We start from the raw sequence: 13,660 nt of genomic DNA on the forward strand, positions 1-13,660 counted from the left end.
CGCCCGGACAAGTCCTAGCCGTCGACGAAGGTGACCGTCTCGGCGAGCGGGGCCCGGTCGATGAACTCCTCCTGACACGCGGTCGGGTCCTCGAACCCGATGGACACGCCGCAGAACAGGATCAGTCCCGGTGGGGGCAACACGGCCTCCGCCACGCTCCGGCAGTACACCGACCACGCCATCTGCGGGCAGCTGTGCATCCCTTCGGCGCGGAGCAGCAGCATGACGGTCTGCAAGTACATGCCGAGGTCGGCCCATTGGGCCGGTCCCATGTCGCGGTCGATGTAGCAGAACAAGGCCGCGGGCGCACCGAAGCAGTCCCAGTTCGCGGCGACGGCTGCCTCACGTGAGCGTCGGTCCTCGCGTGGGATTCCGAGTGCGGTGTAGCGCTGCTCCGCGGCGGCGGCTCGACGCTCCCGGTACGGAGACTTCAGTTCGGGCGGGTACATCTGGTATTCCCGCTCGTCCCCGGTGTCGCCTGCGGCCACCCGCTCGGCGGTGCGCTTCTTGAGCCCGGCCAGCGGCCGGCCGGTCAGCGCGTAGATGTGCCAGGGCTGGAGGTTCGCCCCGGACGGTGATCGGGCCGCGGCGGACAACACACGTTCCAGTTGTTGCCGGGGGATCGGCTGCCCGCTGAACCGGCGTACCGCCCGTCGGCTCGCAACCGCTTCGTAGACGTCCAAGACAAGCTCCCTCGCGCATCGAGATTCGGCCCCGTCGGCCACGTGGTGTCGGGACCCTCTACGGTGGTGACGGTCGGCGACGGGGAGAGGTGACCGGTGAGCGCGCACGGCGATCTCGCGGAGGGCTTTGAGACGCACCGCAGCCGACTGCGCGCGGTTGCGCAGCGCATGCTCGGCTCGCACAGCGAGGCGGAGGACGCGGTCCAGGAAGCCTGGCTGCGGCTGGCGCGGACCGAGGCCGACGCCGTGCGCAATCTGGGCGGCTGGCTCACGACGACGGTCTCTCGTATCTGCCTCGACATGCTGCGGTCCCGCGCATCGAGGCGGGAGGACCCTGCGGGCCACCCGGTGCCCGATGAGGGCCCAGACCCCGCTGCGGATGGCCGCCCGGAACAGGAGGCGGTGCTGGCCGACTTGGTGGGCCGCGCCCTTCTGGTCGTACTGGACAGGCTGGGCCCCGCCGAGCGCGTCGCGTTCGTGCTGCACGACATGTTCGCCGTGCCGTTCGACGAGATCGCCCCCATCGTGGACCGCTCCCTCGCCGCTGCGAAGCAGCTCGCAAGCCGGGCCCGGCGCAAGGTCCGAGGCACTCCCTCCGTTTCCGGTGCGGAGCTCGCCCGACAGCGGCTCGTGATCGAGACGTTCCTGGCGGCCGCGCGGGCGGGTGACATCGACGCGGTCCTCGCGGTGCTGGCGCCCGACGTCGTACGGCGGGCAGACCGCGCGGCCCTTCCGGAGGGCAGGCCGGTCGAGGTACGCGGTGCACGGACCGTGGCGGAGGAAATCGTCGTCTTCGGACGGAACGCGCACGTCGCGGAGGCGGTACTCATCGACGGCGCCGTGGGGATCGCGGTCGCGCCGTACGGACGACTGCGACTCGCCCTCACCCTCACGACCGCCCGCGAAAGGATCACCGGGTACGAACTCATCGCCGACCCGAACCGACTTCAGCAACTTGATCTGGCCGTCCTCGACGAAGCCATCACCCTCGGCGGCTAACCAACAGCCACATCCCCCCGGCCCTCGGACTACTGGTGCTGGGGCCAGCCACGAGGGCTGACCGCCCAGGCGGTCCTCGGCCTCGGCGTCAGCGGGTTTTGAGTACTGGCCGGTCGGTGCCGTACGCCGCGGCCGTGGGAGCCGTGCCCGTGGTGACAAAGTCCCGGATCGCCGCCAGGTAGGCGTCGCGGTCGATCAGTCCGTCGCGGTCGGTGTCGAGGCCGTCGAAGGCCGTCGAAGGCCGTATCGGTGTCGATTTCGGCATTCCCAGCTGCCGTGCACAGGCGGGTGAACTCCTCGCGGTCCAAGCGTCCTTCGGCGTCGGCGTCGGCGTCGGCGTCGGCGTCGGCGTCGGCGTCGGCGATGTGGAACAGGAAGCCCGGAGCAGGCCGACAGGATCGTTCGAACGCATCGTGTCCCACCCAGGTGCGGTACTGCTCGAAGGTCACGCGACCGTCGTGGTCGGCATCCATGTCCGCAAAGACCGCCTCATGGGCAGCCCGCGAGGTCGTGACGACGGGTTGTGGGCACCGCGCCTCATGGCCGACGCCACGCGATCGCCGGTGCGAGATATTCCGCATGAGTAATGGCGCCATCGCCGTCGCCGTCGCCGTCGACGTCGACGTCCAGCATGGCGAAGATGCGATGCGGTGGTGAGTCGGACATGGGGTGGGCCACTGCGCTTCCTCCCAGCCGCTTCCATGGTTTTTCAGCCGTCAAGATACCCACGAAAAGCACAAAAAACGCCCATCCAGCAAGGGCAAGGAAAGATCGCTCACTGGGGATCAGTGGCGCCTTACCCGTTGCCCAGCAAGCACTACCGACGGCGTTGACGCGCTCAGGGCGTGGTGAAGAAAGCGCTCATGCCGTCGACGTTCGGCAGATAGCTGTCAGTGGCGGTGATGCGGCCGTGCCGGATGGTCAGCACGGTCGCGAGGTGTTCGTCGAGGCGACGTCCGCGGCGGGGTTCGGTCAGCCGCTTTCCCGGTAGTTCATGAACCAGTGGGTGTCGAAATAGCTTGCCATCGTGAACGGGTGGTGCGGGTCGATGAGGATGCGGCAGACGAACTCCGCGGCCTGGCAGTCGAAGGGGGCGTCCTTGTTGTCGAAGGACCGGACCACGACGGGCCAACGGTCGGGGTCGTCGCCGTCGGCCCTCCAGCAGTACAGGTCCTCGTGCTCCGTGCCCGCCCAGATGAGCAGCCCGTCCTTCCTGAGATCCGTCCACGGCTCCTGGTTCAGGTCCAGGTATCCGTCGAAGGCGCCCACGCCGAACGCTTCGACCATGCGCTTGTAGTCGTTCGGCAGCGCGGTGCCCAGGCTCGACTCCACCTCAGCCCAGTCCACGTCCGGCCGCTGGGCGGGCTGCGTCCAGCCGGTGATCCGTATGAGCCGCTCCATCTAGTCGACGTCCTCGTCCTCGTCCTCGTCCTGGTCCTCGTCCTGGTCCTGGTCCGAAGCGACCGCCAAAGGTTCTGGCACCTCCCTGTGAGCGACCACCAGGACCGGCCGCTCGACCCCTTCGGCGTCTCGCGCCGTACCTGTGCCGACCCACTGATCCCCGTATGCCCACGCCCGTATCTTCACCGCCCGGTCCCCGAAGGGAACGAGTAGGGCCGCACCCCTGGAATCGTCGACCGTCGGATCGGTGAAACCGCCGAGGACGAGAGTGCGCGGGGCGCCGTACCTGCTGGCGAGCAGGTCGGTCAGGGCCTGCGGGTCCAGGTCGCTGGGCAGGTACATGTAGCCGTCCCTGGGGCCGAGCTGGGCCAGCAGGTCGTTGACGGTCGCTTGCGTGAGATCCATGACGAACAGTGAAGCGCACCGCACTGACAACAGGCATCGTCCAACCTGAAGCTGCAGGTCATGGAGCTGGCATGAACCGAGGACGGGGTGCTCGCGCTGGCCGCGGCGTCTTGACTTCGCAGCATGGGGTGATCGCCCGTCAGCGTTTGACCTCGGCAGTCCTCAGCACGAGGAGGGCCCGCAGGAGTGAGGGGCCGTGGTCGCGTGCCGGACATTCATGCCGACCTTGCGTAATAAGCGCACCTCACCGCGCCCCGTGACCGCACGGCCTCCCTCGCCCCGGGCCGTCGCCGGGTGGATCCTCCGCCGCCCGGAAACCCTCGGCGAGGCCGAACAGCTCCAGCTCAAGACCGTCCGGGCCCACTGCCCCGAACTGGACGCCCTCACCCGGCACGTCCGCTCCTTCGCGACCATGCTCACCGAGCGCCAGGCGAACGCCTGCCGGACTGGCTCACCGCCGTCCGGCAGGACGACCTGCCCAGCCTCCGCACACTCGCCACCGGCATCGACCACGACCGCGACGCGGTCACCGCCGGCCTCACCCTGCCCTGGAGCTCAGGTGCGGTCGAAGGGCATGTCAACAACCGAATCGAGATGCTCAAGCGCCAGATGTTCGGCCGCGCAGGCTTCCAACTCCTCCGAAAGCGCGCCCTATTGGCGTGACGGATAGTGACTGCGGCACAAAACCGGCGGCGGCGGGACCTTAGTTGCCCGAGAACCAGTCGTGACCAGGGTTCAGGGCCGGTAGATGCACTCCGCCAGCGTCGCGTGCTTCTTCCATCCCAGCGTCTCGTACAGGGCGCGCCCTGCGTCGGTCGCGCCGAGAACGCCGAGGGCTGCGCCCTGCTCCAGGGCGCGGTCGGCGAGCGCACGCATCACGAAGTCGCCCAGCCCTCGCCGTCGATGAGCCTCCTCGGTCACCACTCGGTCCATGACCACGGCTTCCCCGAGGGCCGCCAGCTGCCCCTTGGCCGCCTGCTCACCCTGCGCATCCAGCACCCGGACGCAGGTGACGGCTCCCGTGGTCCTTACGGTCGCGGTGTACCCCTTGGGTGCGACCGGGTTCGTGGCCATCAGGTCAACGGCCATCAGATGTCCGGTCTCCCCCCAGGCCACCACCCACCCCTGGGACAGCCAGGGCTCGACCTCGTTCGGCTCCGCGGGCATCTTCATCCAGGTCCGCGGCACGGACACCGAGGCAGCGGCGCTGCGAACCCACGACTCCTCGGCCTCGGGCAGCACATGGCGTCCCACTTCGTCGGGGTTGCCGGCCACCTCGATATAGAACCCCCAGGGCTTCTTGACGGGCGGGGGCGTCCCCCGGGACACGGCCCAGCCCACCGCCCAAGTCCCGACTATGTCCGCAACCATCAAGACCTCCCGATGCTGTGACCGCACCAACGGCCGGGTAATAGGCAACATTCGGGAGGACACATTACGTCGTCGTGCAACCTGCGGCATCTGTTTTGCCGGAGGAACGCATCCTGAAGGGCAGTCGTGAGCCGAGAGAACATGGATCGAAGTGTGCTCGGCCTGCCCGTCTCTCCCCTGGCGCCAGACGGGCACACGAGCCGTGAGGACGCCTCTGCCCGCCTGTGGGCAACCAACCTCGTGAGAATCGGCAAAGCATCGTCGCCGCGGGCATCGACTGCGACGCCGTCATCGCCGGCCTGACCCTGCCCTGGAACTCGAGTCCCGGCGAAAGTGCCCTACTGGCTTGACGGAGCGCGGCTGCACTACAGAAGTTGAGCCAGAACCCGAGAACCGACAGCGCCTGGACACGAGATTGAGCAGCACCCGAAGCACTGCAGAAATCGAACAGTTCACGGCTTCGGGCAGCGCGGGTCCCTGTCGAGTTGGCAGGGGCCCGCGGCATGAACAGCAGAGGAGCGCCGGGACGTGCCTCTACGAGGGACATCCCGGCCAACACGGCCTACCGTCGACTGGTGGCCTGACGGCCCGGCCTCACTTCAGATGCCGGGCGAAGAACTGGGCCGCGGCGTTCCCCGCGAACTGCGGGACGCCGGTGTGCCCGCCCATGTTGGCGTGCAGGGACTTCTCCTTGGAGCCGAAGGCGTCGAACAGGTCCAGGGCCGCCTGCCGGTCGTTCCCTTCGTCGTCCCACTGCAGCAGGACGTGCAGCGGAATGGTGACCTGGCGGGCCTCCTCGAACATGGCGCGAGGCACGAAACTCCCGGCGAAGAGACCGGCGGCCACGATGCGCGGCTCGACCACCGCCAGCCGGACGCCGATGGAGATCACTCCCCCCGAGTAGCCGACCGGGCCGCCGATCTCGGGCAGCGCAAGGAGGGCGTCCAGGGCGGCCCGCCATTCCGGGACCGCCTTGTCGACCAGCGGGAGGATGAGGGCGTCGATGATCTCGTCGGTGACCGGCTCGCCGGCCTCCATCGCCCGGCGCAGGTCGGCGAGGGCCTGCTCGGCGGCGGCCCAACGGGGCCGGTCGCCGCTGCCAGGGAGCTCGATGGTGGCCGTGGCGAAGCCATCCGCCGCGGCGTGCCGGGCCCGCGCCACCAGTCGGGGGTACACCTTGCGCAGTCCGAGCGGCGGGGGGCCGAGCAGAATCAGCGGGACCTGTGCGGATGCGGATGCTGACGCGGGTGTCCACAGGACGCCGGGAATCTCGCCGAGGGTGAATTCGCGCTCGAGGAGACCGTCGTCGAGACGCTGTTCAGAAGTGAAGTGCATGGTCGTGCCTTTCGGGAGTGCACTGGAACGGCACTCCCGGACGACCTGTCTATCGTCCGACCGTGACCCCGGAGGGGAGCACCCATGTCGATACTGCGTTCACGGGTACCACCTCCTCGATCTCTCGCACGGCCTCCGGGAAAGTAGCAGTGGTCCCCGTGGTCCGCCAAACGGGTTTTTGCGGAGGCTCCGTGGCCGGATGCCACGGAGCCGGAACACTACGCAGAGCTGCTCGGGGCCACATCACGGCTACCCATGGCGAAGCCCTGCGACGGCGGGGGGCTGGGGGCGTTGTCGCTTCTCATGAACATCGAACACGACGCGCCGCCGACGCCTCCCCATCTGCCGACGCCTCCCCATCTCATGTACTGGTGCTGTCGGTCCTCGTGAACAAAGCCACCCGACCAGGATCTGAGCCGAAGCTCAGTAGTTGTCACCGGCAGAGCTGGACGACGTGGCGAATGGGACCGGTCGAAGCAGCCTGATTGTCACCTGAGGCACGCGGCTTGTCGCAAATGCTTATTCGGCAGCCTTTCTGTCACCAGTAACGAAGGTCGAGAGCCTGCCGCCTCCCGCTGGCACCCTGTCTCCCGCACATCGCGTAGAACCCCGAACCCCGCGCAGTCCGGAGCCAGCAGAAGCACAGCATCTTCCACTGGCTCACGACGCCCGCCGATCACCCCAGCTGTTGCGGTGTGTGCGGCCCCCGGAAAGAGGAGTCAGCGACAGCTCACTGGATCAGGTCGGTGTGCGGATGCTCCGGAGATGCCGGGCAGACATAGAGCTGGAGATTGTCGGCGCTGCCGACTTCGACCGCGGTCGGCTGCGCGGGGTTCTGGCCGGCAGCAAACGCGGGGGCTTGATCCTCGTACGGCGCCCAGCCGCACGTACCGCCGTCCCATTCGAAGGAGGCGATGGTCAGCAGCGGAACCATCTGAGCGTCGCAGACAGCGCAGAACCGGCGGTACGGGTCGGTGCGGCCCCACGGGGGCCAGCCGCCGACCTTCCAGCCGGGAGCGTCAGCCAGCTCACAGTCATAGAACTCCGCCGGATAGGCCGCGTACGAGCTGTCCACACCGACGTCAGCTGCCTGCCATCTGCTCCAGTCCCCCAGCACCTGCCGCACCTCCGCGCTCAGATCGAGGCTGTTGGGGTACTCGGTGATCTGCTCCGGCGCGAGCGAGCACGGCTCCGGCACGTAGCCGTCGTAGTCCGCCTCATACGGTTCCGGCGGTGTGGCGAGGATGTCGACGACCGCGGCGGCGGATCGCCAGAACAGAGCGGTCGACGGCTTGTAATCCGGTTCGTGGTCGTAGGGGCACCAGAGAACCTGGAGCAGATCGGCCTGGCCGGGCGGACGCAACAGGGGTATGTCCCGCAGATACAGCTGGGCCACGGGCAGCATGGGGACCGGGCTCTCCGCGGACCACGGGAGGCCGGTGTCGAGGCGCTCCATGGACACCGCGTCGTTCCGCTCCTTGATCGCCTCTTCCTCGGGCGTGTACTGAGGGCCGTGGGGATCACGATGCAGTCGGGCCCGCCTGCGCCGCTCCAGCCTTACTTCTACAGGTGACCTTGACATGCCGCTGCCCGGGTGCGAGCCGTCGCAGTGCGGCCATGGCTCATCAGCGGGCCACAGCAATGGACCCCCCACTGAACTCTCGAACACCGAAGGCGACCCGGCACGAGGATGCAGCCGAATCGCCGCTCGCGCCAACGGAGCCAACTCGGGAAAGACCGCGGCGACGTCAACCGGCCGCGGCGGAGTGGTACGAACAAAGCTCATACCAGCGATCCTGCCACCAGCCACCGACAAGTCCCCGGCCGGCACGAGCCGGTCGAAGACGATCGCGTCCGCAATCCGCGCATTGTGGCACCCCAGCAGGTGCGCGTCCGCACGTTCGGGCAGCAGCCTGAGGAACTCCTCACGGATCGGCGAGATGATGGACGCAGGCACGACAGACACGAACTCTCCCGATGGTCACAGAGCCCGGGAGCGCGGCGCATCGGCGCTGTGCCGTGCCGCCTTCCAGCTGGCCCATCCGCCGACTACGGCTCCGATGATGGCTGCCGCGAAGCCGATGATGGCGGCGTATAAGGCTGCCTTGCCCTGATCCATGATTCTCTCTGTGCTATCTATTCGTCGTTGCTGCGCATGGGTGCTGGCTCTGGGCCGGTCTACTCGACGGTCGGTGGTTCGAGGAGGACTTCGCGACTCGCGCGAGTGAAGGACGTCAGGTGGCTGCCCATTTCATTTCTGGCGGCAGACAAGTCGCGTAGGGCGTCGGCGCGCTGGATTGCGTTCCCGTTCACGGCGAGGAAGGCGACGGCCTTGTGTGCTTCAACGCCTGTCTGCGCGGCCTCGGACAGTTGGACGGCGGCCTCGTGCACCGATGCGGGGCCGAGCAGTCGGGTGTTGTAGCAGCTGATGTGAAGCAGGGCTCGCTCTTCTACTGCGGCTTCGATCAGTTGGTCGGTGGTTTCGTCCTCATGGATGGCGATCCGGAGTTTGGTGAGTGTCTGCGCGAGCTGACTGTAGGCGCGGAGCGTTTCGCCGAAGATCTGCCGACGCTCTCGGCGAACCCAATGGGCGTATTCATTCTTTGCTTGGTCGTCGACCTGTTTGCGCAGTGCGTCTGCTCCGATCTTGGCGCCCATCTTGCCGCCGAAGAAAGCCAGAACGGCGCTCGCGGCAGCCATGATGCCCACGATGAGCGCCGCTGTCCCCTCGTCCACCCGTCCCCCTGGTGTGGTGCGTGGCGGGAGACTATCGGCTTCATGCGGGTGAAGCGACTGCATCACGAAATGCCCCCGGCTTGGCGGGGGCTTCGTCACGTCAGTCGTCTGCGGGGTCGTCGACGTGCTTGAGTCGCTTGCGGGCTTTGACGAGGTCGGGCCCTGTGAGGGTGTCCCTGTGGGGGCGTGTAGACCTGGTAGCCCGCCAGCTGCGGCGCCGATGATGGCGGAGTAGAGGCAGCGTGCGCTTCGGCTGTGATTCTCCACCTCCTCATGTCAGAGGTGTTCAATGCCGTCGTGACCGAGAGCCTTTTGGAGCTGTGCGTCGGCTTGGATGCGGGCTTGGACTTCGGTTTTGCGGCCAGTGATCCAGGCTGAGGCAGTAGCTCCTAACGCTCCGAGGGCGGCGCCTCCGAGTCCTCCGACGAGTCCGACCAATCCCGCGTCCATAGTCCCCCTGTGGTGGTGCGTACCAGGAGGCTATCTGCCGATTTGAGTGCGGGCGGGTTGGGTGTGGGGCGGGCAGGCTGCAGGTACGTTTTCCAGCCAGGGTGCGGTCCGTCGTCTGCACCTGATGGCGTCGCCAGCGCTGTTGGCGTGGCTGGTCAGTCTCGGGGCTGGTGGCGCCGGGGCGCACTGGCTGCTCTCACTCGAAGTCTGCGAAGCCCCGCCCTCCCAGGCAGGGCTTCTTCGCCTCTGCGCGCCCCGTCTTGGCGACCGCGCGCCCTGCAGATAGGCGCGGGCGGTCGTCCGAGGCTCCACCCGCCCAAATCGTCCCTCGATCCGGGCCATGACGTGGTCGAACATCGCCCACCAACGGACAGGGTCTACGCCATGACCCGCGGCCACCGCACGATCCTCAGGAGTCCACACAACGCCCGATGATCACACGGTGGCCATCCCCGTCCGCACCCGTGTCCGTGTGCCGAAGTTGTCACCGACGACAGCAGCCGATCTGCTGGTCTGCCAGTGGCGGAGGCAGGGTGGTTGTCACCGGGTAAGCACGCTGCTTGTCGCCATCGGCTCGGGCAGCACGGCATAGTCACCGGCTGCAGCTGCCACGTTCACGTCACCGCCGGCGCAACTCACCGAACCAGCGCACGATCGCCGAGGTGGCCGCGACATTGGACCCCAGATGACGGGATCCGTGGTAGTCGACAGCGCCAAGATCAACGGCCGGGGCGTCCACGCCATTCCTGAGCAGAGCATCCTGGCAGTGCTCCGTGTTGGCGGTGTCGGCCTGCTCGTCACCAGTCGCCATATAGAGCCGGACCGGGGCGCGGGGGGCCCAGTCGGTGCATACGGCATCGGTTGCGTGCAGCGCCGCTGCCAGCGGCCCCGTCGGATGAGCGAGCAGCTCGCGGCCGTGCTCGGTCAGCAACTCGTCGACAGTGCCCGGGGTACCCCGCATCAGCTGCTCCCCGGTGTGCGCGCCATCGAAGAGCGCCTCCACGGTGCTGTCATACGGGGCTTGAAAGACCTGGCCAGGGCTGTCGTAGACGTGGTGGAGGCGGTTGAACGCCACCAAGGTGTAGGCCGCGTACAGCACACTGGACTTGGGTTCCAGCCTGCCTTCGAGCAAGGCGGGCAACTCCGTGCCACTGAAGTCGTAGGCGCCGCTGACCGGTGCCAGCGCGCCCAGCCTGAACCAGCGGTCCTCACCCGCCTGAAGAGCCCGGCCCAGCCCCAGTGCAGCCGAGGCGCCCTGCGAGAAGCCGGTGACCATGACCTTGCGCGCCAGCACATGTCCGGTGCGCGGCGCGAAGGCGCGGGCCGCCCGCAGCATGTCCAGGGATGCCGTGGTCTCGGAGCCGATGTCCATCCAAGGGTGCAAACCGGGCCCCTTGCCCATCCCCAGATAGTCGGGCGCGACACCCGCGGCACCCGCCGACGCATGCGCGATCACCGGCGCGGACAGGAAAGCGCCGCGTCGCATGGACGGGGAGTCGTCCTTGTGACTGCCCGTGCCGTGCGCGAAGGAGACCGCCTGCAACCGCCTCTCGCTGTTGCGCGGGAGCACGAGCAGCCCGCTCGCTGTGGTGGGCCGTCCGTGCGGATCGACGGTCCGGTAGACCAGCCGGTACGCGACCACGCCGTACCGGACGGTGCCGTCATCGAACCCGGCACCACCCAGCTCGGCGGCCACGGCCTGCGGGGTCTTGAGCGTGTACAGCTTCTCGGCGGAGACCAGCGTGCCCCGACCACGCTCCTCGTGCTGCGCCTGGGTATGGGTGGCGGGTGCAGTGGCGGCGGTGGCGGCGGCTGGCCCGCTCAGCATCAGGCCGCAGCAGACGGCTGCCCCTACTGCCCGGAGGCCGCCGCGGTACCGCGTTGCGGTGCGCGAGGATGGTGAGGCGGAGATGATCACAAGTTCCTCCAAACGTGGCTCGTCAAAAGCCAGTTCAGCCTCACGCGTTCCGAACTACGACGCACTGGCGCAGGCCCCCGGGTCCTCCTGGTGCCTACCCCCGTTCGCGTCACCGCCCGAAGACGGCCAGCACCATGCTCTGTTTGGGGAGGTGCAGCTGACCCCTCCGACCCCGCACGGGGTCTCTCCTTGATGCGCCTGCTGCGATCTTGGTGACAACAAGTCCGCCTGTGAGACAACCATCGTGCGGTCCAGTCCGCCGCAAGATCGCGAAGCCAGACTGGAGTACTAGACACTCCCTGGGCATCAAAAACATGCAACGGATCCAGAGAGAAGGTCGGCGGGAGGGGAGGCCCGCTCCCCCGCCGGCCTTCCTTAGCAAGCGCTATTTCCGCAGCTCAAGGGCATGCTAGACGACCAGTCCGGGGGCGTAGTCGACGCCGTGCCCGGGGGCGATGGGCCCGCTCGGTCGTGGCGTCAGTGCCCCTTACTCAGGTGTGTACGGATCGCTTCCGCCGTGCGCAGGGCGGCGGCTCGGAAGCGGGGGCCCAGGGCGTAGAAGTTCAGGTACCCGTGAATGAGGTCGTCCATCCGGTCCAGGGTCACTGTTGCTCCGGCCTTCTCGAGGGCGGTCGCGTACGCCTCCCCCTCGTCGCGCAGGGGATCGAAGCCGGCGACGGCGACATAGGCGGGAGCGATCCCGGGGGAAGCCTCCCCGAGCAGCGGGGACAGCCGGGGATCGGACCGGTCGGCGGAGGCCGGGGCATATTGGTTCTGGAACCACTCGATGTCGTCGTCGGTCAGCAGGAAGCCGTTCGCGAGCCGTTCGCGGGAGGGATGGCGCCGAGTGAGGTCGGTGGACGGATAGAACAGGAACTGGTGTGAGGGACGGGGGCCCTGTCGTTCCGTCACGGCCTGGGAAAGGGCTGCTGCGAGGTTGCCGCCGGCGCTGTCGCCGCCCACGGCGATCCGCTGGGGGTCGACGCCCAGCTCGGCGGCGTGGGCGTGGGCGTGGTCGAAGGCGGCGAGTGCGTCGTTGAAGGGGGCCGGGAATGGATGCTCCGGTGCCAGCCGGTAGTCGACGGCCAGTACGCGCACCCCGGCGTGGTGGGCAAGGAAGCGCGTGAGGGGAGCGTCTTCGGCACGACTGCCGAAGACCCAGCCGCCGCCGTGGAAGAACACCAGCAGCGGTGAGGGGTCGGGGCAGCCCGCGGGTGTGTGGAGGGTGGCGAGGATCTCGCCGTCCGGCGTATCGATCCGGATGTCGCGGTCGGTGACGGTGCCGTCGTGGGGCCCGGCGAGGATGTACTGATGGGTCCGGACGGCATCACGGGTCTTCCCCGGGGAGTCGCCGACCACCATGCGGTCGACGCCCAGCCGCTTGCCCAGCGCGATCAGGAGCTGGGCGTCGAGGGCGAGTTCCCGGCCGTCGATCCGCACGACAGGGCCGGCGATGCGGCGCTTGACACCCTCCGGCAGCCGGAACGCCAGGTGAATGACACCCTTGCGGAGCCGGGTCGCCGGGGAAGCGACTCCGGTGCGGCTCGATGGCTGGGGCATGGCCTAGCTCCTTCGATGGTGAACGGGCGTGCTCCCGGACGTACGGCTTCGCTCGCCCGCCCATCCTGGCGGACGGTCAGCCGACACGCCCGCCGACCTGGTGTAGCAGGAAGGGCGTGACCCCATAGAAGGCGGAAATGGGGATGCTGTGGCCGCTTGTCGGCGGCGGTCGAATCCTGGTTCTGGATCACTTTCAGTGCCAGGATCACGGCTGGGCACCGAAACCGCGATCGCGAACGGCCATGGGTGATGTGCTCTTTGGCCGAACGACAGGCAGCCTTTCCCGACTGGCGGGACTGGATACAACTACCACCCACCCCACACCGGAATCAGCGGCCACACCCCAGCCAGCCGCGTCACCAACCTCTCCGGTCAGCACAGCTAGAGCGAGGTCTAGATCAAATCCGGGAGTGCGCGGGCATGACGACCACCGAGGCTGCCATGCAGTCGCTGAGCATCGGCGAGGTGGCCGAGCGGACCGGACTGAGCGTGCATGCCTGCGCTTCCACGAGCGCGAGGGCCTGCTCGTCGGACCGGTCCGGCGCACGTCGGGCGGCCGACGGCGCTACACCTCCTTCGATGCGAGTGGCTGCTGATCTGCGTCAAGCTCCGCGAAACCGGCATGCCGCTCGCCGACCTCTAGAACTTCGCCGAACCGGTACGCCACGGACCGGGCAACGAGGCAGAACGCCTACGGCTGCTCGACGACCATCGATGGCGCGTCGACGCACAGATCCGGGCCCTCTATCGCACCGCCCGGCCCCCTCCCACGGTCGCATGCCCAACCAGCCACAACCAAAAA

Annotated in this window: 13 protein-coding genes and 2 pseudogenes; 4 read left to right on the forward strand and 11 right to left on the reverse strand. The window is 68.0% G+C overall.

Features of this window, described 5'->3' with window-relative positions; all coding sequences use genetic code 11:
- Positions 1-14: 14 nt before the first annotated feature.
- Positions 15-683, reverse strand: coding sequence for a nitroreductase (locus tag SNA_RS20245; RefSeq protein ID WP_030063411.1), 669 nt, complete (start codon positions 681-683; stop codon positions 15-17).
- 96 nt (positions 684-779) lie between these two features.
- Between SNA_RS20245 and SNA_RS20250 the strand changes: the two genes are divergently transcribed.
- Entirely contained in the window at positions 780-1,682 is a 903-nt protein-coding gene (locus SNA_RS20250; protein WP_030063412.1) for a sigma-70 family RNA polymerase sigma factor, read from the forward strand.
- A gap of 88 nt (positions 1,683-1,770) precedes the next feature.
- On the opposite strand, the gene SNA_RS44075 is transcribed toward SNA_RS20250, so the two are convergent.
- From SNA_RS44075 to SNA_RS44085, 3 genes are all read right to left on the reverse strand, one after another.
- Positions 1,771-1,947, reverse strand: coding sequence for a hypothetical protein (locus SNA_RS44075; RefSeq protein ID WP_157880007.1), 177 nt, complete (start codon positions 1,945-1,947; stop codon positions 1,771-1,773).
- 707 nt (positions 1,948-2,654) lie between these two features.
- Complete coding sequence (locus SNA_RS44080; protein WP_241779755.1) at positions 2,655-3,083, reverse strand: SMI1/KNR4 family protein; 429 nt, start codon at positions 3,081-3,083, stop codon at positions 2,655-2,657.
- Complete coding sequence (locus SNA_RS44085; RefSeq protein ID WP_241779756.1) at positions 3,084-3,488, reverse strand: hypothetical protein; 405 nt, start codon at positions 3,486-3,488, stop codon at positions 3,084-3,086.
- A 294-nt stretch (positions 3,489-3,782) separates the two neighbouring features.
- Here SNA_RS44085 and SNA_RS40085 point away from each other — a divergent pair, with 294 nt between their 5' ends.
- A complete protein-coding gene (locus SNA_RS40085; RefSeq protein ID WP_206742965.1) occupies positions 3,783-4,151 on the forward strand; it encodes a transposase in 369 nt (122 codons plus the stop codon).
- Between the two features lie 72 nt (positions 4,152-4,223).
- Here SNA_RS40085 and SNA_RS20265 read toward each other — a convergent pair whose 3' ends face one another.
- The 7 genes from SNA_RS20265 to SNA_RS20290 form a co-directional block, all read right to left on the reverse strand.
- The gene (locus SNA_RS20265) at positions 4,224-4,859 is read right to left on the reverse strand and encodes a GNAT family N-acetyltransferase (protein WP_030063413.1); all 636 of its coding nucleotides are present in this window, start codon (positions 4,857-4,859) and stop codon (positions 4,224-4,226) included.
- A gap of 594 nt (positions 4,860-5,453) precedes the next feature.
- Positions 5,454-6,194: a hypothetical protein gene (locus SNA_RS20270; protein WP_030063414.1), complete on the reverse strand. Its 741-nt coding sequence runs from the start codon at positions 6,192-6,194 to the stop codon at positions 5,454-5,456.
- 730 nt (positions 6,195-6,924) lie between these two features.
- A complete protein-coding gene (locus tag SNA_RS20275) occupies positions 6,925-7,980 on the reverse strand; it encodes a hypothetical protein (protein WP_030063415.1) in 1,056 nt (351 codons plus the stop codon).
- Positions 7,981-8,175: 195 nt separating this feature from the next.
- Entirely contained in the window at positions 8,176-8,313 is a 138-nt protein-coding gene (locus SNA_RS42570; protein WP_157880009.1) for a hypothetical protein, read from the reverse strand.
- A 59-nt stretch (positions 8,314-8,372) separates the two neighbouring features.
- Complete coding sequence (locus tag SNA_RS20280) at positions 8,373-8,930, reverse strand: hypothetical protein (RefSeq protein WP_030063416.1); 558 nt, start codon at positions 8,928-8,930, stop codon at positions 8,373-8,375.
- A gap of 1,069 nt (positions 8,931-9,999) precedes the next feature.
- Positions 10,000-11,208, reverse strand: coding sequence for an alpha/beta hydrolase family protein (locus SNA_RS20285; protein WP_198535097.1), 1,209 nt, complete (start codon positions 11,206-11,208; stop codon positions 10,000-10,002).
- A 567-nt stretch (positions 11,209-11,775) separates the two neighbouring features.
- Complete coding sequence (locus tag SNA_RS20290) at positions 11,776-12,858, reverse strand: alpha/beta hydrolase (RefSeq protein ID WP_037788549.1); 1,083 nt, start codon at positions 12,856-12,858, stop codon at positions 11,776-11,778.
- 264 nt (positions 12,859-13,122) lie between these two features.
- Between SNA_RS20290 and SNA_RS41455 the strand changes: the two are divergent.
- Together SNA_RS41455 and SNA_RS44095 are read left to right on the forward strand one after the other, a co-directional pair.
- Positions 13,123-13,243, forward strand: a pseudogene (locus tag SNA_RS41455) (IS481 family transposase); the annotation flags it as partial.
- Positions 13,244-13,278: 35 nt separating this feature from the next.
- Positions 13,279-13,603 (forward strand): annotated as a pseudogene (locus SNA_RS44095) (MerR family transcriptional regulator); the annotation flags it as partial.
- Positions 13,604-13,660 lie beyond the last annotated feature (57 nt).

Origin of the sequence: Streptomyces natalensis ATCC 27448 (assembly GCF_000935125.1) — a bacterium.
In the GTDB taxonomy this organism is placed as follows: domain Bacteria; phylum Actinomycetota; class Actinomycetes; order Streptomycetales; family Streptomycetaceae; genus Streptomyces; species Streptomyces natalensis.

Coding starts and splice junctions, on each gene's coding strand:
- SNA_RS44085 (WP_241779756.1), bottom strand. CDS start 3,488: ATGGATCTCACGCAAGCGACCGTCAACGACCTGCTGGCCCAGCTCGGC.
- SNA_RS44080 (WP_241779755.1), bottom strand. CDS start 3,083: ATGGAGCGGCTCATACGGATCACCGGCTGGACGCAGCCCGCCCAGCGG.
- SNA_RS20275 (WP_030063415.1), bottom strand. CDS start 7,980: ATGAGCTTTGTTCGTACCACTCCGCCGCGGCCGGTTGACGTCGCCGCG.
- SNA_RS44075 (WP_157880007.1), bottom strand. CDS start 1,947: ATGCCGAAATCGACACCGATACGGCCTTCGACGGCCTTCGACGGCCTC.
- SNA_RS20265 (WP_030063413.1), bottom strand. CDS start 4,859: ATGGTTGCGGACATAGTCGGGACTTGGGCGGTGGGCTGGGCCGTGTCC.
- SNA_RS20285 (WP_198535097.1), bottom strand. CDS start 11,208: ATGCTGAGCGGGCCAGCCGCCGCCACCGCCGCCACTGCACCCGCCACC.
- SNA_RS42570 (WP_157880009.1), bottom strand. CDS start 8,313: ATGGATCAGGGCAAGGCAGCCTTATACGCCGCCATCATCGGCTTCGCG.
- SNA_RS20290 (WP_037788549.1), bottom strand. CDS start 12,858: ATGCCCCAGCCATCGAGCCGCACCGGAGTCGCTTCCCCGGCGACCCGG.
- SNA_RS20270 (WP_030063414.1), bottom strand. CDS start 6,194: ATGCACTTCACTTCTGAACAGCGTCTCGACGACGGTCTCCTCGAGCGC.